At 43.4% G+C, this 22,737-nt stretch carries 19 protein-coding genes; 10 read left to right on the top strand and 9 right to left on the bottom strand.

All coding sequences use genetic code 11. From position 1 onward, the window contains the following. Nucleotides 1-87: 87 nt before the first annotated feature. Nucleotides 88-1,485 carry a PCMD domain-containing protein gene (locus DWW52_RS14065; RefSeq protein WP_118716137.1) on the top strand — a complete coding sequence of 466 codons (1,398 nt, stop codon included), beginning with the start codon at nt 88-90 and terminating at the stop codon, nt 1,483-1,485. An 11-nt stretch (nt 1,486-1,496) separates the two neighbouring features. After that, on the top strand, nt 1,497-2,291 hold the full coding sequence (locus tag DWW52_RS14070) for an outer membrane beta-barrel protein (protein ID WP_118716138.1): 795 nt from the start codon (nt 1,497-1,499) through the stop codon (nt 2,289-2,291). A 535-nt stretch (nt 2,292-2,826) separates the two neighbouring features. Here DWW52_RS14070 and DWW52_RS14075 read toward each other — a convergent pair. After that, the gene (locus tag DWW52_RS14075) at nt 2,827-4,083 is read right to left on the bottom strand and encodes a peptidase U32 family protein (protein ID WP_118716139.1); all 1,257 of its coding nucleotides are present in this window, start codon (nt 4,081-4,083) and stop codon (nt 2,827-2,829) included. A gap of 148 nt (nt 4,084-4,231) precedes the next feature. Between DWW52_RS14075 and nhaC the strand changes: the two genes are divergently transcribed. The 3 genes from nhaC to frr all read left to right on the top strand — a co-directional run bounded on the left by nhaC (nt 4,232) and on the right by frr (nt 7,670). Then, nucleotides 4,232-5,671, top strand: coding sequence for a Na+/H+ antiporter NhaC (gene nhaC, locus DWW52_RS14080; protein ID WP_118716140.1), 1,440 nt, complete (start codon nt 4,232-4,234; stop codon nt 5,669-5,671). A gap of 110 nt (nt 5,672-5,781) precedes the next feature. Further along, complete coding sequence (locus DWW52_RS14085) at nt 5,782-7,041, top strand: energy transducer TonB (RefSeq protein ID WP_118716141.1); 1,260 nt, start codon at nt 5,782-5,784, stop codon at nt 7,039-7,041. 65 nt (nt 7,042-7,106) lie between these two features. Continuing rightward, nucleotides 7,107-7,670 (top strand): ribosome recycling factor, encoded by a 564-nt coding sequence (gene frr / locus DWW52_RS14090; RefSeq protein ID WP_118716142.1) that lies wholly within the window; start codon nt 7,107-7,109, stop codon nt 7,668-7,670. A gap of 32 nt (nt 7,671-7,702) precedes the next feature. Here the strand turns inward: frr and kdsB are convergent, their stop codons facing one another. The 8 genes from kdsB to rsgA all read right to left on the bottom strand — a co-directional run bounded on the left by kdsB (nt 7,703) and on the right by rsgA (nt 15,108). Next, complete coding sequence (gene kdsB / locus DWW52_RS14095) at nt 7,703-8,446, bottom strand: 3-deoxy-manno-octulosonate cytidylyltransferase (protein WP_118716143.1); 744 nt, start codon at nt 8,444-8,446, stop codon at nt 7,703-7,705. Nucleotides 8,447-8,453: 7 nt separating this feature from the next. Further along, nucleotides 8,454-10,979, bottom strand: a complete 2,526-nt coding sequence (locus DWW52_RS14100) for a M1 family aminopeptidase (protein WP_148315374.1) — start codon at nt 10,977-10,979, stop codon at nt 8,454-8,456. Between the two features lie 8 nt (nt 10,980-10,987). Continuing rightward, on the bottom strand, nt 10,988-11,341 hold the full coding sequence (locus DWW52_RS14105; RefSeq protein ID WP_118716145.1) for a polymer-forming cytoskeletal protein: 354 nt from the start codon (nt 11,339-11,341) through the stop codon (nt 10,988-10,990). 15 nt (nt 11,342-11,356) lie between these two features. After that, nucleotides 11,357-11,704 carry a polymer-forming cytoskeletal protein gene (locus tag DWW52_RS14110; RefSeq protein ID WP_118716146.1) on the bottom strand — a complete coding sequence of 116 codons (348 nt, stop codon included), beginning with the start codon at nt 11,702-11,704 and terminating at the stop codon, nt 11,357-11,359. A gap of 130 nt (nt 11,705-11,834) precedes the next feature. Further along, nucleotides 11,835-12,848 carry a beta-ketoacyl-ACP synthase III gene (locus tag DWW52_RS14115; RefSeq protein ID WP_118716147.1) on the bottom strand — a complete coding sequence of 338 codons (1,014 nt, stop codon included), beginning with the start codon at nt 12,846-12,848 and terminating at the stop codon, nt 11,835-11,837. 109 nt (nt 12,849-12,957) lie between these two features. Beyond that, complete coding sequence (rpmF, locus tag DWW52_RS14120) at nt 12,958-13,143, bottom strand: 50S ribosomal protein L32 (protein WP_027201828.1); 186 nt, start codon at nt 13,141-13,143, stop codon at nt 12,958-12,960. 16 nt (nt 13,144-13,159) lie between these two features. Then, a complete protein-coding gene (locus DWW52_RS14125) occupies nt 13,160-13,672 on the bottom strand; it encodes a DUF177 domain-containing protein (protein WP_233556920.1) in 513 nt (170 codons plus the stop codon). 512 nt (nt 13,673-14,184) lie between these two features. Continuing rightward, the gene (rsgA, locus tag DWW52_RS14130) at nt 14,185-15,108 is read right to left on the bottom strand and encodes a ribosome small subunit-dependent GTPase A (protein ID WP_118716148.1); all 924 of its coding nucleotides are present in this window, start codon (nt 15,106-15,108) and stop codon (nt 14,185-14,187) included. A gap of 144 nt (nt 15,109-15,252) precedes the next feature. Between rsgA and DWW52_RS14135 the strand changes: the two genes are divergently transcribed. From DWW52_RS14135 to DWW52_RS14155, 5 genes are all read left to right on the top strand, one after another. Next, nucleotides 15,253-15,828: a non-canonical purine NTP diphosphatase gene (locus tag DWW52_RS14135; RefSeq protein WP_118716149.1), complete on the top strand. Its 576-nt coding sequence runs from the start codon at nt 15,253-15,255 to the stop codon at nt 15,826-15,828. An 8-nt stretch (nt 15,829-15,836) separates the two neighbouring features. Continuing rightward, nucleotides 15,837-16,553 (top strand): DNA repair protein RecO, encoded by a 717-nt coding sequence (gene recO, locus DWW52_RS14140; protein WP_118716150.1) that lies wholly within the window; start codon nt 15,837-15,839, stop codon nt 16,551-16,553. Nucleotides 16,554-16,887: 334 nt separating this feature from the next. After that, nucleotides 16,888-17,817 (top strand): ABC transporter ATP-binding protein, encoded by a 930-nt coding sequence (locus DWW52_RS14145; protein ID WP_118716151.1) that lies wholly within the window; start codon nt 16,888-16,890, stop codon nt 17,815-17,817. A 173-nt stretch (nt 17,818-17,990) separates the two neighbouring features. Continuing rightward, the gene (locus tag DWW52_RS14150) at nt 17,991-21,227 is read left to right on the top strand and encodes a hypothetical protein (protein ID WP_148315375.1); all 3,237 of its coding nucleotides are present in this window, start codon (nt 17,991-17,993) and stop codon (nt 21,225-21,227) included. A 17-nt stretch (nt 21,228-21,244) separates the two neighbouring features. Then, nucleotides 21,245-22,717 (top strand): TolC family protein, encoded by a 1,473-nt coding sequence (locus tag DWW52_RS14155; RefSeq protein WP_233556921.1) that lies wholly within the window; start codon nt 21,245-21,247, stop codon nt 22,715-22,717. Nucleotides 22,718-22,737: the final 20 nt, after the last annotated feature.

The following is a 22,737-nucleotide window of genomic DNA, read 5'->3' on the forward strand; positions in this document are numbered from 1 at the left end:
ATATGCGTGAAAATGATTATAGTAATAAGTAAATTTAAGTTCAGTTAATAACCCAAAGCCCCTTTTTCCCGTAATTACATAGATGGCATGAAAATTGCTGAATATTACAAAAACTTAATTTATATGAGAAAACATTATTGGATGCTTTTACTTGGATTAGGACTATTGAGTTCATGCGAAAAAGTAAAAGATTTAAGTGATGAAGCTAGTATCGAACGCTTCGAAATTACATCATATACACCCTCCACGGCTGAATTAGGTGATCTTTACCGTGATGACAAATTCATCACGATCCCTGTAGTTCCGGAAGATAATCTGTTCCCTTTAACATGTCAAACTGTTTTAGAAACAAGTTCTAGCACTCATAAAATCCTCGGAAATTACGAAAAAGGACAAGATATCGTATTTAACGGGGGTGAATCAACCATTAATTTCTTTTTAATAGCAGAAAGCGGATTCGTTCATCCATACACGATTCGACTAGAGCCTATAGATACCGGTGCGGACATTACATATTTCAAGTTTACCGGATCCGATAAAATGACTGTCGCGATAAATCCCTGGAACAAAACAGTCAATATTTCTGTTCTAGATCCAGGTTTCCCGATAACAATAGAACCTAACATTCATCTATCCGAAAATGCTACTTACGATGGTTATACAGAGGGAGAATCCTTAACATTTAACGGTTACGATGATATTAAAAAAATCACGGTCGTTTCCGAAGACGGGCAAACTCGCCGGACATGGAATATACAATTCACCGGACTAATACAAATCCCTAATTCTGATTTTGAATTATGGGGTAAATTTGGAAATGAAATCAACTTGAATGTCGAAACAATAGACCCAACTCCAGGATATGGTAAAGGTTGGGCTACAGCAAATAATACTTTCGTGAAAGGCACCTTACCCGTTGAACACAACGGGGGATATGCCGCCAAGATGACGACAAATGAACAGAATGCCCTTATTTTCGGAAAATTAATTGCAGCAGGAAGCATGTATACAGGATGTTTCAAATTTGATGTCGGCGCTCTTAACGATCCTCGCTCCATGACTCACTTTGGAATCCCGCATACCTTAAGAATCAAGTCTATTGAATTTGACGCAAGGTATGAACCTGGCCCACAATTGAAACAAGCTGTTAAGAGTGGCTCAAAATACTCTATCGAAGATCGCGAAGGTGTGGATGTCGGCCAAGCCTTTGTTGAGTTGATCCGTTGGACAGGTACTGGAGAATTTGAATACCACGGAAGACCGGCAGACGGAGTTGAATTACTCGGAAGAGGGGAAATCCTTTTTGACGGTAAAGATTCAAAATACCGTAATTGGGCACACTACAATCTTCCGGTTGAATACACTGACTATGAAAAAATTCCGACTCATATTGTCATTGTATTTAGCTCTAGCAAGAGTGGAGATATTTTCTTAGGAGCTCCTGGTAGTACAATGGAAGTCGATAATGTCAAATTGATTTATTAAATAACAGACACATGAAACATTACATCATATATATACTTGTATTTCTAATCTGTGGAGCTTTCGCTGCGCAAGGACAAGAAAATATAAAGAAAACAGACGATGTTGATTATCGTTTTGCATTGGGGGTTCAGTTAGGAACAGACATTGGGGGAGCAGTTCCCTTTCCGTTCAAATATATACCTGAAACATTCAATCCTTACCCGAAATTGAATTTATCATTAGGAGCCAAATTATCCTTCCCGATTACCTCTCAATGGTCTCTAGGAACCGAGTTCACGTACAAAACGATCACGATGAACGCCGATGCCAGAGTTGAGAATCAGCGTTATCAAGACAAAGACCTCGTTCAATACTTTTCCGGATCGGCTGAAATGCACATGGATTTTACCATGCTTGAAATTCCCGTGTATACCAAATACACGTTACGAAACGGGAAAGATCGACTTCTACTTGGCCCCTATTTCGCATGGGTAATGAAAAGTTCATTTGTGATTGATCCTAAAAAAGGATACATAGGGACTACCGGACCGGATAAAGTCGACTCGATCATGCCGGAAGATATGGATGACATGGATTTTAACTCTTCCCTAGACTCTTGGGATTTAGGTATATTAATGGGATATGAGCGAAAACTTTCAACCCGTTTCGAACTTGGTCTAAGATTCTCATGGGGATTCAAGGATATATTCAAAAGCAATAACCAATATTTCGATTATAGCATGTTACACATGCGAGGAACTGTGGTTATCAGCTACAATTTATTTGATATCAAACCGCCCCGGTTCCCAAAATTTAGTAAAAGATAATTTAAATAAAAGAGAGACTAGGGGAAGCTAGTTTTATATTAACGTCAGTTCGATGAAATTTACTTGATTAATTTATCAGTAAACCGACTTCATCGAACTGACGTTCAACTTTTATAGGAGAAAATACATCTGTAAATCAGCATAAAAACAGGTAATTACCATGGAGAGTTACTATTTTATTAGATCATTAATAGTTAATCACTACTTATTAAGTACCGTCATGAACCCTATACGAACCCTATAGTAACCCTATATGAACCCTATTATAATAAGGTTTGTAAAAGCTTCATATAAGATTTCTAAAAGATTATTATCACTATTAACCAGTAACTCATCAAGAATTCATGATGCAATCACGTATTACATCAATAAGGAATCTCCTGTAATGATGTATATACAATTAATTAAGGATTATAAATGTTATAATTGAAATGAATAAATCAACTACTTTTATCGCTATTTATCAATAAATAAAATAGATACGTTTCATCGGACTGACGTTATATTAATTAGCTTGTTAGACATCCCCCTTTTTTTATTGCATCAACTTTTCCGTCGTGTCTACCAACTTATACAACTTATCCGACCGTCGTAATTTAGTTTCGCAAGGCATGGAAAACACGGCACCTTTCTCGATCTGCTCCACGGGTTCCATTTCCAACCGTAATTCGGGAACGATCATCTGGACCACCCCGGTATTCGGGCCGACAATCATTACCTCGTCACCCACTTTCAAATCATAGGACTCCAATTTAAACTCCCCGACTTGCAATTTACCGAAATAATTGGTCACTTTACCGATACATATTTTCTTCTTCGTGGCTTTCGAACCATACACCTCGCTCCATTCGCCCAAACGTTGCCCCAAATAATAACCATCCCAAAAGCCCCGATTAAACACGGTGGACAGGCGTTTTTTCCAGTCCGCGATCTTCTCTGCCCCGTAACTTCCGTCAAGATATGCTTCCAAAGCTTCACTGTAACATTCACAGACTGCCTTCACGTATTCGGCCGGACGGGCACGCCCCTCGATCTTAAACACCCGCACTCCCGCATCAATCATTTTATTAATAAACCCGATCGTGCATAAATCCTTGGGCGACATGATATACTTCCCATCCACTTCCAACTCGATATCGCTCTCAGTATCTTTCACCGTGTAAGAACGTCGGCATATCTGGTAACAAGCGCCTCGGTTGGCCGAAGCGTTCATTTCGTGAAGACTCAAATAACATTTCCCGGAAACCGCCATACACAACGCCCCATGAGCAAACATTTCAATCTGTATCAATTCTCCCTTGGGGCCACGCAAATCATTTTCAACAATTTGACGATGAATCGTCATCACCTGATCCATATCCAACTCGCGAGCCAATACCACGACATCGGCAAATTGGGCATAAAACTTCACCGCCTCATAATTCGTGATATTACATTGCGTACTGATATGCACCTCAACCCCGACAGACCGGGCGTACAAGATTGCTGAAATATCCGAAGCGATAATTGCCGAAACACCCGCTTCCTTGGCACAATCAATAACCTGATGCATCTTCTGCAACTCGGTATTATATATAATCGTGTTCACCGTGAGATAGGTCTTCACGTCACAAGCACTACAACGCTCCACGATATTCCGCAGATCGTCCAACGTGAAATTAGCCGACGAACGGGAGCGCATATTCAATCCTTCCACCCCAAAATAAACAGAGTTCGCCCCTGCTTGTAATGCAGCCTCCAAAGACTCATAAGAACCTACCGGAGCCATCACCTCAAAATCTTTCCTTTTCATATCGTTTCTTTAAGCAGACAAAAGTAACTCCCTTAATTGAAAATTAAAAATTTAAATGCCATTCTCTCATCCTCATATAACTTAACTTTATGAACTATTTCTCGTCTTTTCCCGTATATACGCGTAAAAATCAACGATAACACATACTATGAAATCTCCGTCATTACTACTCTCTGTTACGCCTATCTTCGTGTTAATCGGCTTCTTGTTTCTGAACGTGATCTACTTTGACGACCCGCTGGGCGGGGCCAATCAAATAGCACTCATGATCACGGCAACTATAAGCGGTATCATTGCCGGAGTTCATCACGTGAAATGGAAAACCATACAAAGTAAAATATTAAGCATGATCAATTCCGCCATGCCCGCGATTCTCATTCTATTACTTATCGGAGCATTAAGCGGCACGTGGATGCTGAGCGGGGTGATCCCGACCATGATCTATTACGGGATAAAACTCATGTCGCCTTCTTTCTTTCTGGTAGCCTCCGTCATCATTTGCAGCATCGTCTCCGTTGCCACGGGAAGTTCGTGGTCAACGATCGCCACCGTGGGCGTGGCCATCATCGGTATCGGAAACGCATTCAACATGAACACGAGTATTGTTGCCGGGGCTGTCATTTCCGGAGCTTACTTCGGGGATAAAATGTCCCCGCTTTCCGACACGACAAACCTGGCATCCGCTATCGCCGGGACCGACATCTTCACGCATATCCGCTACTTACTCTATACTACTACACCAACTTACCTGATCACGCTAGTTATATTTGGAGTAATCGGTCTATGGTATCATAACTCCACGGAAATCAGCGATACCGACATGATCCTGTCTGGTATTGAAAGCACATTCCACATCACTCCCTGGCTATTTCTAGTTCCCACTTTACTGGCTTTCATTATCATCAAAAAAGTCCCGCCGGTTCCGGCCATGCTCGTGGGGATCGGTCTCGGCGTGCTTTTCGCTTTAATCTTCCAAGGGCAATTAATAAATAGCCTGATTCAAGGGGAGCAGTTCTCTAACGCTTATCAACTTATCGTTCAAACCATATTCGGAAGGATGAAACTATCGACAGGAGCCCCGGAGATCGACTCGCTATTATCCACCCGTGGAATGGAAGGAATGTTAAACACGGTATGGCTCATCATTATGGCCATGATATTCAGCGGCATCATGGAAGCCGGGGGATTTCTCAAACGTATTAGCGAAGCCCTGCTTTCATTTGTAAAAAGCGACACTTCGCTCATCTCCACAACCATTTCTACCTGCATCCTGTTCAATATTACCTCTTGCGATCAATACCTCTCCATCGTGGTCCCGGGTAAGATGACTCAACAGATATATAAAGACCGGGAACTGAAACCGGAAGTATTAAGCCGGGCTCTCGAAGATTCCGCCACGGTCACCTCGGTACTTATCCCGTGGAATACCTGCGGGGCCACGCAAGCGAGAGTGTTGGGGGTTGCCACATTGGACTATCTTCCCTACTGCTTTTTTAACCTGATCAGCCCGGTAATGAACATTTTTATAACTTCTATAAACTATAAAATCCGCCGGATTCATCATCACCATTCGAAAATCAATTCTTAACGAAACAAGTTAAACTTTCATTAAATCTTTATATTCATTGCAAAAGCAAAAAAAACGTTCTATATTTAGCTGTGATAAAAAGAACTATTTATCACTCTAAGAAACGCACCATGATACTAAAACGATACAACGCCAAATCACGACTTTTAATCAAGTCACAAATCGGGCTGGTGATCCTTTTCACCATTCTGTGCATACACCCGGCGATTAGTCAAGTTCAAGAAAAACAACCCGTTCAGGATTCCACGGCTGATAATAAGGTCCACCTGTTCGTGGAAGAAATGCCCGTTTTCCCCGGCAACTTGAATGCCTGGATATACAACAACATTCATTATCCGGAAGCCGCAAAAGACAAGGGAATCGAGGGAAGAGTCTACGTCCGGTTCATCATAGAAAAAGACGGATCTGTCAGTGATGTGAAAATCATCCGTGGAGTCTCTCCCGAACTGGATAACGAGGCGAAAGAAGTTATCGCTTCCATGCCCAAATGGTTTCCCGGAAAACACAACCATGTTCCCGTACGAGTTTCCTACACCGTGCCGGTCTATTTCGCACTAAGAAGCACTCCCCCCAGCGTTGAAAGGCGTACCTTCGAGAAATACCTGAAAGTGTTAAACAACGAGGAAGAGAAACTGAAAACCGGACTCGACACGGTTCCCCAAGCCTCTTTTGACATGTATCGCCTCTACCTGAAAAAACGCTACGGATCAGACAACGCCGCTTACAAGAGAATTGTCACCTCGGCCCGCGAACAACAACAGTCCTCGGAAATCATGTTAAGCATTGTCATGCCCACGATGTCTCTCCCCGTTACAGACAAGAACAAGATATTACAATTCTACAAAGAAGAATGGGAAGAACAAATCCGCCTCATTGATAGCCTTCCCGGTGAAAATTTCATCACCGAATACGTGAAAATCACACCTCGTTTCAGAGCTAACACGACACTACGGGAAATTAAAATTCGTGATTATCTGGGGCTTAAAAAATTCAAAAGATACGTCGAAGACTGCATCTTCAGTCCGGGCAAACTGATTCGGGCCGTTATTGCTAACCCGTTCATCGGGAAATGGGAAAAAATATCAGAGAACGGGGTTGATACCAAAAATGTCCTACAAAAAGAATTCTATGATGATTTCACGTTCAGTTGTTCCAACGGTGTCAGCGGCACGTACAAAATCACGAACGGGCGATACCTTTCCGAAACCTCACCATCGGTTAAAATAAAAGACATCATGGAATATCACGCCAGTTACGAGTACGAAGTAAATAGCCGGATTCTGGTGCTCACGGGAGAAGTAAAATTGAAACTGGCCGACGGAACACAGAAAAATATCCAGGTCAAGGAAACGTGGCGTAGGATAGAGTAAAAATAAAGTTTTTTTTATACCTTTGTTTGATTCATTACGTGATATTAAATCAAATAAAAAGTTATATGAACGAGGAAGTACAATTTTATCTCGACGAAGCAAAAGAGAGAATGGAAGCCGCTCTGACTCATCTTGAAACAGAACTTAGCAAGATCAGGGCAGGAAGAGCCAACCCGAAAATCTTACAAGACGTGCTGGTTGACTATTATGGTAGTCCTACCCCGTTATCACAAGTTGCCAATATTTCAACCCCGGATCCGAGAACGATTGCCGTTCAACCATGGGAGAAAAGCATGATTGCCCCGATCGAGAAAGCGATCATGAATGCTAATCTCGGACTGAACCCCGATAATAACGGAGAACTTATCCGCATAAATATCCCGCCTCTCACGGAAGAACGCAGACGCGAACTCGTGAAACAAAGTAAAGGCGAAATGGAAACCGCGAAAGTAAGTATCCGTAACGCCCGCCGGGATGTCATCGAACAAGTGAAGAAAATGGTTAAAGACGGACTCCCCGAAGACATGTCCAAGGATGCCGAAGCCATAGCTCAGAAAATGACAGACGAATACGGCAAGAAAGCCGATGAGTATTTCGCAAAGAAAGAGAAAGATATCATGACGATATAATAAAAAATCCCGGCTTTTGCCGGGATTTTTTATTATATCTTCTTCAGGTCTTCCGGGGTATCTATCCCGATAGATTCGTGATCCGTGATACTCACGGCAATCGTGTAACCATTCTCCAACCAACGTAACTGTTCCAATGACTCGGCCTGTTCCAGAATACCTTGCGGAATAGAAGTCACAGCTTTAAGAATCTCCGGGCGATAAGCATACATGCCCACGTGCTTATAATAGGGCGTTTTAGCTAACCACGCATCCCGTTCCACTCCCCGGCAATAGGGAATCGGATTCCGGCTGAAATAAAGAGCCGTACGACGATCAGAAAATACCACTTTCACCTTATTCGGGTCAAAAATCTCGTCATTCTTCTCGAAAGGCTTTGCTAATGTCGCAATCTGGACGGCTGGCTCTTCAAACCGGACAATCAACGATTCAATCTGTTCCGGAATAATAAAAGGTTCATCTCCCTGCACGTTCACCACCACGTCAAAACTCCGATGTAGCATTTCCCTCACTTTCGTGTAGGCCTCGTAACACCGATCCGTTCCGCTACGATGCGCCTCGGAAGTCATCACGGCCCGTCCGCCAAAAGCGGTCACGGCATTGTAAATACGCTCGTCATCCGTGGCGACATAAACGTAATCCGAGACAGCAACAGCTTTCTCGTAAACATGCTGAATCATCGGTTTCCCGGCAATATCCACCAAAGGCTTTCCCGGAAAACGAGTGGAAGCATAACGAGCCGGGATCAATATCAATGTATTTTCCTGAATTGTCATATTTAATTTATCTAGTCTCTTCTCCTGAATATATACGCCGCAAATGATCGGAATTAGCCAATATTTTCAGCTTCAGATTTTGCGGGTAATTCGGATGTTTCTCCAAAAACGTATTCACCATCGAATACACGTTTTTACTCGTGTGCCCGGATAATCCCGCATTCAGCCACGAATTAGGGAAAAAGATATCTCCTGTCTCCTGGATTTCCAGCAAAGCTCCCAATATTTTGGGAACATACTCTTCCGCCTCCATCCTCCTCCGCGGATGATTCAACCAGCGCAAACACTCTGCCACCCATACCTCATTCACCCGGTTCTCATTTACCAGCAAAGCATTAAACACACTGTCCCGTACCTGTTTGTTCCCCGACAAAGAAGGTAGCACGTATTCAAAACGATCCAATAAATCTTTATTCCGAACCGTTTTCATGACATATCCTTTTACCTCCTCGTACATACTCGTATCCCTCAGTGCGAGATTAAATGCAATATTGATCCTATCCTGATCGTTGATTGTCACGCCAGTCGGCAACTCGGCTCCTTGCAAGATTCCCGCCATATAACTACAAGTCTTGGAAGAAGAACAAATCGACAATAGCGTATTAAAATATGACTTCTTATTCTTCCCTTCTGCCTTGTTATTCACCATATTCATGCAAAAACGCTCCAGATCATCCTGCAACAACTGGCGACTTCCTTCATCCAGGTAAGTCGAATAAACCGATCTCAGAAAACTCAACGTCCGGTTCACGATCAGGTTATCCTTTTCCGCGGGTAAATGCTTGATACAAAGTTTTACGAAAAACTCCCCTTTCACCTTCTTGTTCAACACACCCTCGTAAAGCAGCTGCCACCCCACGGCCCGGTAAAGCGGGTTACCGATTTTCCCCAGTTCCTCGTCCAGAAAACGGATCGAGTACTCCGTAGGTAAAAAACAACCATACCCCAAAACTTCCCCGTCCGGTAATACCACCGACTCGCCATGCCTGAACGGAGTCAACGTATCCCGCAACGGAACCAAGGTTCCCTGCTTTAATCCCATGTAATTCCAACAAACAGAAATCACCTGAGGCCAAACCCGTTTTTTCCCGCTCTCGTCAATCATAGCAATTCCATTTTTCTGGAATTCAATCACGGGAGCCCCGCTTTCTTTTATCCAAATCTCGTTCCACGCCTGCAAATCTTTTCCCGTCGTAGTCTCCAACAACTTGATCAAATCATCCCAATCCGCATTGGAATACGACCACCTGCGAAGATACCTCTGCAAACCGATTCGCAACTGCCGTTCAGAGATTTCCCGTTCCAGCATACGCATCACGACCGGAGCCTTGTGGTAAATAATATCACCATACAGGGTTCCGGCATCCTTCAAGTTGTCCAGCTCCTGCAATATCGGGTGCGTCCCCTTCGTGCGATCCGTCCGTAACGCCGGTTCATAATGATTCAAGAAAAAATTCAAGTGATGATTCACCTCCGGGTACAATTGAGCCATAATCTTATCCGACATGAATCCGGCAAACACTTCCTTCAACCACACGTCGTTAAACCACTTCATGGTAACGTAATCACCAAACCACATGTGAGCCGTCTCGTGGGCGATAACATCGCTACGACTCATTCGAGCCGATAGATCGGCATCCCGATCCAAAAACATCCTTGATGCCAAATAATATGTCGCACCCGGATGTTCCATCCCCCCGTATTGGAACGCGGGAATAGCCACCACGTTATACACGTCAAACGGGTAACGGATACCCGTGTAATGTTCCATCCAGTCCAAGGCATGACTAACCTCTTTGACAATCACCGGGATACTGGCATTAATCTTGGCCGTATCAGTCTCCCGGTGATAAATTCCTATCCATCGGTTCCCCACGTAACGCTCCACATAAGAGAATCGTCCCACGGTAAAAGCGAAAAGATAAGTACTCAACGGTTTTGTCTCCTCGAACTCGTATAATTTATAATCGCTGAAATATTCCGTCCGGACAGGCTCGCCATTGGCAACCGCCCTCCAACGGGAAGGGATCTTCAATGACAACTTGAATCTCGCCTTTATATCAGGCTGATCAAAACAGGGCATCAACGTACGGCACCGATCCGGAACCAGTAACGTGTACAACATATCCTCACTCCTATTTAAAGAAGATTCCCCCGCTTTAAACTGGATGACCAGCTCGTTTCTTCCTTTCTTAAAATTTTCCGGTTGAATAATAATATGTTCGTTCTTGAACGTGTACGGGATCTTTTTCCCGTCCGAAGTCACCGATATTATATTCTCTTTCGCTTCCTTAAAATCCAGAACTACCGGAATCAAATTCAACAACTCGAAAGAGATCACCGACTCTGCCATGATCGCCTCGCTTCTCTCCATGGGGATCGAGAAATATAATTTGTAAGAAACCCCGCCTATATTGGTCTTACGCTCTTTAGCCAGTTCCCTCGACACACCCTTGTCTACCTTATCCTGTTCCTTTTCACAGGCAACCAGCACGAGTAACAATGAAATCACTGCAAATACACGACACACCACGATTTCATTTATTTTTGTTGAACATCACGTTGAATATGGCATTCGCCATTAAAGACCGCCCCGGATTCGATCGCGATATAAGCAGCCTTGATCGTCCCGGTGAACACGGCTTTAGCCCTTAACGACACGGACCCCGTTGATACGATACTTCCCTCCATTGTCCCCAGAATATCAACACTCGGAGAATTAACTTCTCCTTCTACCTTGGCCATCTGTCCGATAACCAAACGTCCCGTCGTATTAATCTTTCCTTTGATTTCCCCGTCAATACGGATGTCATTCGAAGCGTGAAGATCCCCGATGATTTGAGTTCCTTCACTCAGTAAGTTTAACGCGATTTGCTGTTGTGCTTCTTTTCCCATGATTTATCGTTTACTTTATTTTCTTACTAAACGTAACCGTTTTATCTCGTACTTCTCCGCTCTCACGAGTAGTCTACCCGTTTCCACGTCTCCTCTCAAAACGGCATTCTCACCGATTGCCAAAAAAAGAGTTTTCACAGTCCCCTCCACAGTCCCCTCGATATCCAACTCTCGACAAGAAATATTTCCGGTCACCACCGCTCCCGACTTTACTTCCACCCGCCCTCCAGCGATAATATTTCCTAATATTTTACCAAACAAACACAAGCCTCCGGGTAAATTGATATCACCCTCGATCACGGCGTCTTCCAAAACAACAGCCGGTTTTGTTTCCGCACTATCCAAGCTCGCACTTTTTTTCATTTAGCTTCCATAATAACCGACCAAATATACAACAACTAATTTAAAATCGGAAATGAATCCGATCCATATTAAGCACAAAAAAAGCGGGAACCTTGTCCCGCCTATATCAACTCAGAAATTCCTGTTTTGACTATTTATTATTCTCGGATTTCCCGTCGTATCCCCATTTCAAATAAATGGCTCCCCACGTGAATCCGGCTCCAAAAGCGGCAAGAATTAGATTATCTCCCTTCTTCAACTGATCTTCCCACTCGTATAAACACAATGGAATCGTTGCAGAAGTGGTGTTCCCGTATTTATGGATATTCACCATGACCTTCTCTTTCGGCAAGCCCATACGTTCCCCGGTAGCCTTGATTATACGCAGGTTCGCCTGATGAGGAACCAGCCAAGCCACGTCTTCCGAAGTCAAGTTATTCCGGTGCATCACTTCCACCGACACGTCGGCCATGTTCGACACCGCGTGTTTGAACACGGGCTGACCTTCTTGGTAAATATAATGCTCCCTTGCCATAACCGTCTCAAGAGTAGGCGGTTTTAACGAGCCACCCGCTTTCATGTGCAAGTGAACACGTCCCATCCCATCCGAACGCAACACGTGATCAATCACCCCAAAATCCTCGGTTGTCGGTTCCAGCAACACAGCGGAAGCCGCATCCCCGAAAATAGGACAAGTTGCCCGATCCGTGTAATCCGTGATAGCAGACATTTTCTCGGCACCGACCACAATGACTTTTTTATAGCGCCCACTTTCCACGTATTGGGTAGCCGTGACTAAACCATATAAGAATCCGGAACACCCGGCATTAAGATCAAAACTAAACGCATTTTTTATACCCACCATATCGGAAATCACGTTTCCATTAGCGGGAAAATGCATATCGGCAGTTACCGTACAACAGATTAATAAATCAACCTCTTCCGGTTTCAAGCCTGTCTTGCGAAACAAGTCCTCAACCGCCTTGGCCCCGAGATAAGCACTGCCTTTACCGGCATCCCGCAAAATACGTCGTTCTTTAATACCAATCCGAGTCATGATCCACTCATCGGTAGTATCCACCATACGGCTCAACTCTTCGTTTGTCAGAATATAGTCGGGATAATACGCTCCTACCCCCGTGATTACTGCTCTTGGCCTTTCCATAAAATAAAAATTTTCAAATTCGAATAATAGAATCAAACACCTATATACGAGCATAGCCCCCTACTACAGGGGGCTGTATTATTTAAGGCAATCTATCATTGCATAAATATTATGCAACAACTGCTTTCTCAATAGCCAATTTACCCCTGTAATACCCGCATTCCGGACATACAGTATGATACTGTACTGCAGCACCACAATTTGAACACTTTGCTATTGCAGGAACTGTTGCCTTATCGTGTGTTCTTCTTTTATTCCTTCTCTGTTTAGAGATTCGGTGTTTAGGATGTGCCATTTCTCTCTAGTTTTATTTAGTTATTATTAATTAATTTCCTCAATTCATCCCAACGGGGATCAATCTTATCATTTTCTTCCATCGTCAACTCTTCCAGTACATGTTCCATCTCCTCGTTACATTCTCCCTCCGGGTGAACCACGCGAAGCGGGTAATTCAACATGTAAACTTCGTATAGCGGCTCGCTCAAGTCAAGATAATCCTCGTCTTGTGCCAAGACAATAAAATCATCATCATTCCCCTCTTCCCGCTCCCCGTACTTCACGTACAGGTTCATCTCCCCACCAATTGGCAAATCCAATTCTTCCAGACAGCGATCGCAAATAGCTTTCACTATCCCCTCGATCTTCATCCGCACCTCCATCAGCAAGGATGATTTCACGATATCCACTTTCGCGTTTACCTTCCCTTTCGTTCCTGTTGTCGCTTCAAAACAGCCAAAAAAACTGTCATCCATAACAAACTCGAAAGAGTGAACGCCTTCCCCTAAGCCCCTGTGAGCTATCTTATATTCTTTCAATCTGTCCACTAGTCTTGACGTAAAACGGGGGCAAATGTACAAAAAAAAATAATACTCGCTACCAAATACACCAGTTTTTTCTAAAATCCATCCCTCCTTACCCGAAGACTCTCCCCTCACGATTAATTTTTCGTGCTTTCTACCATTTCTTTGCCCTTGCTCGCTTTGCCCTCCGCATGTCTCACGCTTACATCCTGCCGTCACCCCGTCGTTTAAACACCGTTATATTACCCTTGTATAGAACGAAAAGATAAGAAAGCTATAACACAGACTTAACGAAGAGATGTAAGCGTTTGTAAGGAGTAGCACAACCTTTGCCGGGAACATCATACATCTCCCCTACAATAAACTTCATCTTGAATAAAGCATCCATTAAAATCATATCTTCTTTACACTAACTTCTATCTATCTCCCATCAACCTTCTATCAGGATGGTAAAAAAATCCCAAGAAGATAATGCCCCCGTTACTAAAGACGACATGAATGTCTCCTGAAGAAAGGCGCACTCGTCAAAGAGCGTGTCATCCCTTGCGATACTTCTCTTCCCCTTCCTCGAACATGCTCACGTAACTGAAATATCGACTTTCACTGATCTCCCCGTTTTCAACAGCCTCCAACACGGCACACCCCGGCTCGTGGATATGCGTGCAGTTATAATATTTACAATCCGTGGCACGTTTGAATATCTCCGGGAAATAATGAGAAATCTCATTTTTTTCCATGTGTATTAACCCGAATGCCCGAATACCTGGAGTATCCACGATATAACCTCCAAAACTCAGCGGGAACATCTCGGCAAAAGTAGTTGTATGTTTCCCCGTATCATGCGACTCGGATATTTCAGCCACCTTCAAGTCTAAACCGGGTTCCACGCGGTTGACCAAAGAAGACTTCCCCACACCCGACAAGCCGGAAAACACGGTAATCTTATCCTTCATAGCAGCCACGACATCTTCAATTCCCTCGCCAGTCAAGGAGGAAACATGAAGACACTCGTATCCCGCCTGCATATACACCTGAGTCAAGGCTCCCAGCATCAATAAATCATCTTCCCCGTACAAATCAATCTTATTAAACACAAGTACCGCCGGAATACGATAAGCCTCCACCGAAGCCAGGAAACGATCAATAAAAACAGTTGAGGTCACCGGATGATTCACCGTCACGACCAACATCGCCTGATCCACGTTCGCAGCAATGATATGCGCCTCCTTCGACAAATTGGTCGATTTTCGGATAATATAATTTTTCCGGTCCATGATCTGGCTGATCACGCCCCCTTCCGCTCCCGCTTCAATCTCCACGACATCCCCGACAGCCACGGGATTGGTCGTCTTGATCCCTTTCATCCTAAACTTTCCTTTAATCCGACACTCAACCTGTTCCCCCGATTCAAGGCGAACAGAATACCAACTCCCGGTAGATTTCACGACGGTACCCCTCATGTGATTTACGATTTAATGATCCAAAGATTCAATGATTATTATCGCTTTTCTATTTTTTAGCTTTTAGTTTTTAGCTTCTAACGTGGCAAAGATAATCTATTTCATTAATTTTGTCCTATCAGTAATTCATGAATTTAAAAGAAGATGAAATTAGTTTTTGCAACCAACAATGCCCATAAACTAGAAGAAATTCAAGAGATGCTCGGATCTCAACACGAAATAGTGTCGTTAAAAGATATTCAATGCCATGAAGATATTCCCGAAGAACAGAACTCTCTGGAAGGAAATGCCCTCCAAAAGGCCCGATACATCCATGACAAATACGGCCTCGATTGTTTCGCGGATGATACCGGATTAGAAATTAAAGCCTTGAACAACGCACCCGGGGTTTACTCTGCCCGATATGCGGGCAACACTCATGACTCGGAAGCGAACATGAAAAAAGTACTGCAAAACATGCAGAACATTACTGAACGCCGAGCTCGTTTCAGAACGGTTATCGCCTTAATTCTAGGAGATAAAGAATATTTATTCGAAGGAATTGTAAACGGGGAAATCCTGACCTCGAAACACGGTCACGAAGGATTTGGCTACGATCCCATATTCCGCCCCGCCGGCTTTCAGGAAAGTTTTGCCGAGATGCCCCTCCACGAAAAAAACGAAATCAGTCACCGGGGACAGGCCGTTCGAAAATTATGCCAATTTCTGAACTCGCTATAAAATAAAACATGCACACCATCAAGGCCATCATATTAAAAAGCATCCCCCACTCCGAGCAACAGCAAATCCTGCACGTGTACTCGGAAGAAAGAGGTTACATGCAAATGATCACTCCCATGGCCTTGTTCAAACGCAAAAGCAACGCATCGGCCCAATGCATGCAAATCGTGGAGATCGAATTTATTCCTAACGAGAGAGGAGGACTCCACAAACTGAAATCGTTCTCCCCGCTCGTGAATACCCCCGCGATCTATTTTGATGTTTACAAAATGAATATCGCCCTCTTATGGGGAGAAATTTTAAACCTCGTTTTGCGAGACTCCGACCCGAATCCGGATTTATACGAATACATCAAAAATTCCGTGGAATACTTGAATATTTCCCAGGACGATATTGCCAATTTCAATTTACTATTTCTATTCCGACTGGGCAAACTACTTGGGTTCAGCATAGACAACAGCACCTACCGCCCCGACCACGTGTTCAACATCAACGACGGTTGTTTTTACCCGACAGGTTCCCCGAATAGCTACCATACCGGCCCGCACTCTGCCAAAGCAATCCACGCACTTTGTACCTGTCAACTCCAAGAATTGAAAAACATTCCTCTCAACCAGCAAGGTCGAAAAATCTTACTCGACATTGTTCTCCTTTTTCTTGGCTTTCATTTAAATATCGACTTCAACACGAAAAGTATTCGTGTCATTCGTGAAATTTTTTCTTGACGCCAGACAACTTCCCGTCGACAAAATTTCCATATTTGTAGATATTCTCCCACCTTTTACCGAAACGAATTGCATAACATCAATTCATATCGTATATTTACACAAGTAAACCATATTATAAAAATATCTATTTCATCATGAAAATTTGTTGGAAATATTTTGCCCGAAGTGACACAAAACAGCATATCAAAGGCGGTATATGTTAATATTTTGTTAAAACAATAAACCTTTTTAAGCAAAAAGTGTCTCATACAGAGAATGACATTTCACATTTTATTAACATATATTCCGGCTTATTATGTATAGATTTAGACCAACCTAAAATACCAACGTTATGCGTATTAAAATTGCAAATCTAAACAAAGTCTACCCGGGAGGTAAAAAAGCCTTAAAAGACTTGAATTTAGAAATCGAACCGGGAATGTTCGGACTGTTAGGACCGAATGGAGCAGGGAAAACGTCTCTGATGAGAATCATGACGCTTCTGCAAAGTTGCACATCAGGGACCATCTATTTCGATGACTATGACATCGCTAAGGACCGGAAAGCCATTCGTTCCCTATTAGGCTATCTGCCACAGGATTTCCGTTTCTTCGAGAAATTGAAAACGTGGGAATTCCTGGATTACGGGGCCGGACTTGCCGGAATAAAAGGCAAACAACACCGGGGCGAAGTTGTAGACGAAATGCTGCGCAAAGTAGGATTGTTTGAAGTACGCGACCGTTGGGCCAACCGCCTTTCCGGTGGTATGAAACGAAGACTCGGAATTGCTCAGGCAATCATTGGCAACCCGAAAGTCATCATCGTGGACGAGCCGACAACCGGACTAGACCCGGAAGAAAGAATCCGGTTCCGTAACATCCTGTCCGACATCAGCGACAAGGACACGATCATCATCCTTTCAACCCATATCGTGGGTGATATTTCCAGCACCTGTAAAAAATTAGCCTTGCTGAACCGGGGTGAATTAAAGTTCGAAGGTTCTCCGGACGAAATGATCAATCTGGCCCGCGGCAAAGTATGGGAAATATTCGTGACCGACCTGGAATACGAAGAAATTAAAGATAAATACCCGATTATTTCAACCATCCCGACGGACGGCGGCATGGAGATTCAAGTCGTGGCCGACGCTATCGAGGGCTACTCGAACAAGGCCATCGAACCCAATCTCGAACACGCTTATGTTTATTACATGGACTACTTGTTGAAAGACAAAATGAACATGCAGGTTGAAGCAATCAAAGAAAACGAACTGTTCAAGTAATATTTTAGAATAAATCAGCGATGAACGTACACAACATCAGCACAATATCGAGATATGAATCCAAACTTCTACGCAGAAGTTGGCTATTTCGCATATTTGCTATTTTATCCCTTTTAATCATTGTATTTTTTCATTTGGGCACCCAGTCAACCCTCGGGTGGTACCAATGGATCATGACAGCTATGCCATCTTCCATCCCGTTTGTCAACATTTATCTTTTCAATATCGCACAATCCATTATCGCCATATTTCTGGCGGGAAGCTTTTTGAAAAGAGACAAGAAACTGGATACCGCCGAGGTAATCTACGTGCGCCCGATGAGTAATGCCGATTACATTGTCGGCAAAACCTGGGGTATTATAAAGGTTTTCGTGTCATTAAACATCATCACTTTAATCATCGCTGGTTTTATTCACGTGTTTTCTAGTGAATCCCCGTTCACTTTATTCCCCTATTTTTTCTACTTGCTCACGTTATCAATCCCATCACTCATATTCGTGCTCGGGCTATCGTTCGTGATCATGAGTTTCATTCGTAACCAAGCAGTCACGTTCGTGATCATGCTGGGCTTCATCGTGGTTACGTTATCTTATTTCGGGAACACGGAACACGGGGCTTTCGACTTTTTCGCCCTCACCGTGCCGAATATGTTCTCGGATGTACTCGGACACACGAATTTATACCCTTACCTGCTCCAACGGTTGACTTACTTATTTTTAGGTTTGGGATTGCTCTCTTTCACGATCGCACTCGTAAATCGTCTGCCTTTACATCCCAAGAAAAACATCCTGTTGAACGCCTTAGGATGTATCATTCTTCTTATCGGGATGGGATGCGGATTCTCGTATATCGCCCGTTTCAACCATATTAACAGCCAGCGGACACTCTACTCTGAAAGGTATAAAAAATACAACAATCTCGACAAAGTCCATTTGCTTGATCAGGAAATCATATTCTCCCAGAATAGCAAAAACATTACTGTAAACTCCCGTTTAAAAATACAAAACCGGAATCACCGGGAAATCAACAAGATTCTATTCTATCTTAACCCCTCTCTTAAAGTTGAAAAATTAACCCAAAAGGGAGAAAATATCCCGTACGAAAGAGATGCACAAGTAATTGTCGCCGAATATAAACTTCGCCCGTACGAGACACTGGAAGTGGAACTTACCTATTCGGGGACCATTGACGAAAACATCTGTTATCTCGACATCACGGATGAAGAGTATTATGACACGCAAACCGGCAGTAGCGTCTTACGCTTCGGGAAAGCCTACGCTTTCGTGCAGGACAAATACACCCTCCTGACACCGGAATGTTTGTGGTATCCTACCACGTTCCCCCCGGTAAATCCGGAAGCCCCCTACAATATCCGGAAAAACTTCTCAAACTACACGTTGAAAGTCGTTCATCCCGACAACCGAACGATCCTTTCGCAAGGTGCAAGCACCCAAGTCGGAGACACTACCATATTTCAAAATAAAGAACAGTTACCGGGGATCAGTCTGGCCATCGGAGATTACGAGAAAAAAAGTATCGTGATTGATTCCGTGCAGATTGAATTATATAATTTTAAGGGTCATGATTATTATTCCCAACTTTTTCCTAACATTTCCGACACGTTGAGCGGGCTCCTCCACGACATCAAGTCTGAATACGAAATGCGGAAAGGACGTAAATACCCGTTCCAGAAATTTATCATGGCAGAAACACCTATTTCTTACACGGGATACGTCAGGAACTGGAAAGGAAACAGCGAGCAATTGCAACCGGAAATCGTATTTTTACCCGAATTCGCCACAACATTACCCAATAGCGATTTCAAGCAAAGCAAAAAGAGAATGGCCGAGTGGGGACGGCACGACCCGCAAAGAAGTCCGGAAGAAATTGATATTGAAATGAATGTTATCCGAGAATTCGCCCGCCGGGTACTCTTATCCGAAGAATCCTACGAGTCGGAAGGTAACACATTTTTGAACCTATTCATGGGACAATGGTCCGGAACTTCCAAACTAAATAAATACGACCTGTCGTCCATGTACTTCAACTACGCGGGCTCTATTTACTCACAAGATTTCCCGATCATTGACATCGTGATGAACACGTTACTCAAACAGGAAGAAAACGACGAGAGAAGAAGATTTTTCAGAATGTTCTCAGGAATGGGAGATAATCAACGGGCCGCGGCTTACTTGAATGGCAAAAGTTTCGAACAGGCTGTCCTCGACAACACCCTTTCGACCGAGGTCTTCTATGAAATGATGAAATTAAAAGGCATTTATTTGCGCAATTATATCAATTCTCGCGTTAACTCCGACGAGTTTAAAACCTTCATGGCGGATTTTACCAAGAAATACCAGTTCCAAGAAGTCAACTTCACTCGCTTAAACAGCGAATTCATTCGGAAGTTCCATTTTAACCTTATGGACTTCATTCCCACCTGGTACACGATCAACACCACCCCGCGCTTCATCGTGAAAGGAATTGACGCTGATCAGGTTGAAGTGGGAGATTACACGAAATATATCGTCAAATTCAAGGTATATAACCCGACTAACACGGAAGGTATTCTTTCTGTCAAGCTGGAAGAAGGCGGGGGCATGTTCCCCGGCGGACCGCGGGGAAGACGTGGAAGAAGCGCACAAATGGAAGATAAACCGGCTAAAAATTATATCATCGAGCCCCGGAAATACAAAGAAATCCGGATTCTAAGTGACGAACGTCCGAGTAGTCTTTCGATCAACACGAATATCGCACAGAATCTTCCCAGCGACATCGTGCATACTTTTGCCAAGATAACAACTACCTCTTCGGATACGACAACGGGCATATTCGACTCGAACGCTCTCCTTTTCGAATTCAACCCGAAAGAAATCACGGTAGACAATGAAGACTCCGGTTTTCGGGTCATCGAATCCAATCAAAAGAATAAATTACAATCTTTCTTCAAGAAAGAGGACGAGGATAAATACAAAAATTTAAATCTTTGGTCACCCCCTAGCAAATGGACGGCCACCATCGGAACGAATTATTACGGAGACTATATAAATAGTGCCATGTACAAAAAATCGGGCAGTGGAAGCAACAAAGCCGAATGGACAACACAAATTCAGATTCCGGGCTTCTACGAGGTGTTCGTTTACGCGATAGATTACCCCAGAATGGGATGGTTCCGAATGGGTAGAGGAGAAAATAAAAAATATCAATATTACACGGTGAAACATGATGACGGTGAAGAGGAAGTATCTGTTGAAACAGGAGGACGAGGCCAACAAGGATGGATCACGTTAGGTTCTTTCTATTTCTCGCCGGGAGAGGCTAAAGTCACGCTAAGCGACAAAGGCTCCGAACCGAATCAGGTGATCATTGCCGATGCCGTGAAATGGGTATACACGAACAATAACAAATAAAATAACAACAACATATTATGAAGAAGATCACGTCGATATCGTTGATTATTTCCGGATTCCTCATGCTTTGTTCCGGATCAACGTTCGCTCAGGAAATTTTGACACTGGAAAAAGCTCTGGAAATCGCTTATCAACAGAGCCCATCCATCATCCAAAGCAAAATGAGCCTTGAACAAAGCGAATTAGCGTTAATACAGCAAAAAGCCTCGCTAAAATCGCAATTCAGTCTGAACTTGAGTCCGTTTCAATACACCCGAAGTACCTCGTTCGATAACTATAACACGCAATGGTACACCCGCAAATCTATGAGTTCCGGGCTGGATTTCCGAATCAGTCAACCGATAAAATGGACGGACGGAACGCTTACACTCAGTAACTCGTTCAACTGGCAGGATGACGATAATCAATCTTTTGGCGCAAAAAGTACATCTTTTTCAAACAATCTTAGCCTGAATCTAGAACAACCCATTTTCACGTACAATAAAACAAAAATGCAATTAAAAAGGTTGGAATTCAATCTTGAAAAAGCAAAAATACAGTACGCCCTAGCTCAATTGAACATCGAGAAAAACGTAACCTCGGCCTTCTACGGGGTCTATCAGGCTTACAAAAGACTCGTTACCGCCAGAGAAGCTTTCCAAAGTCAAAAAGAAAACTACGAATTAATCAAGAATAAAGTAGAACAAGGACTTATCGCTCAAGAAGAACTATTTCAGGCGGAAGTGACCCTTGCCACCAACGAGAATTCTCTCGCCGACACGGAAATGAGCTACGAGAATACCAAAGATCAATTCAAGCAAACACTCGGCTTGCCCCTGGATATAGACATCAGCATTCTCCCCAATATTCAGATTGACCCGGTTCAGGTTGACGTGAATCAAGCCGTGAAATACGCGCTGGATCAGCGAATGGAAATCCGTCAACAACAAATCGCCATTGAAGAAGGCATATTCAGCTTGATCGAAGCTAAAGATAATAACAAATTCAAAGGTAGCATCTCTGCCAGAGTCGGATTGATGGGACAAGGAGACAAATTTAACGGAGCATTCTCCAAACCGGATGACAACGAGACGATCGGGGTTACCTTGACCGTACCTCTTTGGGATTGGGGGGCACGAAAAGCCAATATCCGAAGCTCGGAATTATCAAATGAAAATACAGAAATTTCTAACGCCGAAGAAAGAAAATCAATCATGCTCGATGTTCGTCAATTGTGCCGGGAATTACCGAAACTCTTGAGACAAATCGACATCGCAAGGCAAACCGTCTCGAATGCGGAACGCACCTACGATATCAATGTAGAAAAGTATCGCAACGGGGCTCTCACGGGTATGGAACTGAAGAATCAACAAACCCAGTTGACCGATGCCAAAAATGCTTTAACCGACGCTATCATCTCATACAAATTAAGATTGCTGGATCTGAAGATTCAAACCTTATGGGATTTCCAGAATAACAAATCTTATTTACCGGTTGATTTATTGAAATAATCCGAATAAAAATATAAAAC

Origin of the sequence: Odoribacter sp. AF15-53 (assembly GCF_003479425.1) — a bacterium.
In the GTDB taxonomy this organism is placed as follows: Bacteria; Bacteroidota; Bacteroidia; order Bacteroidales; family Marinifilaceae; genus Butyricimonas.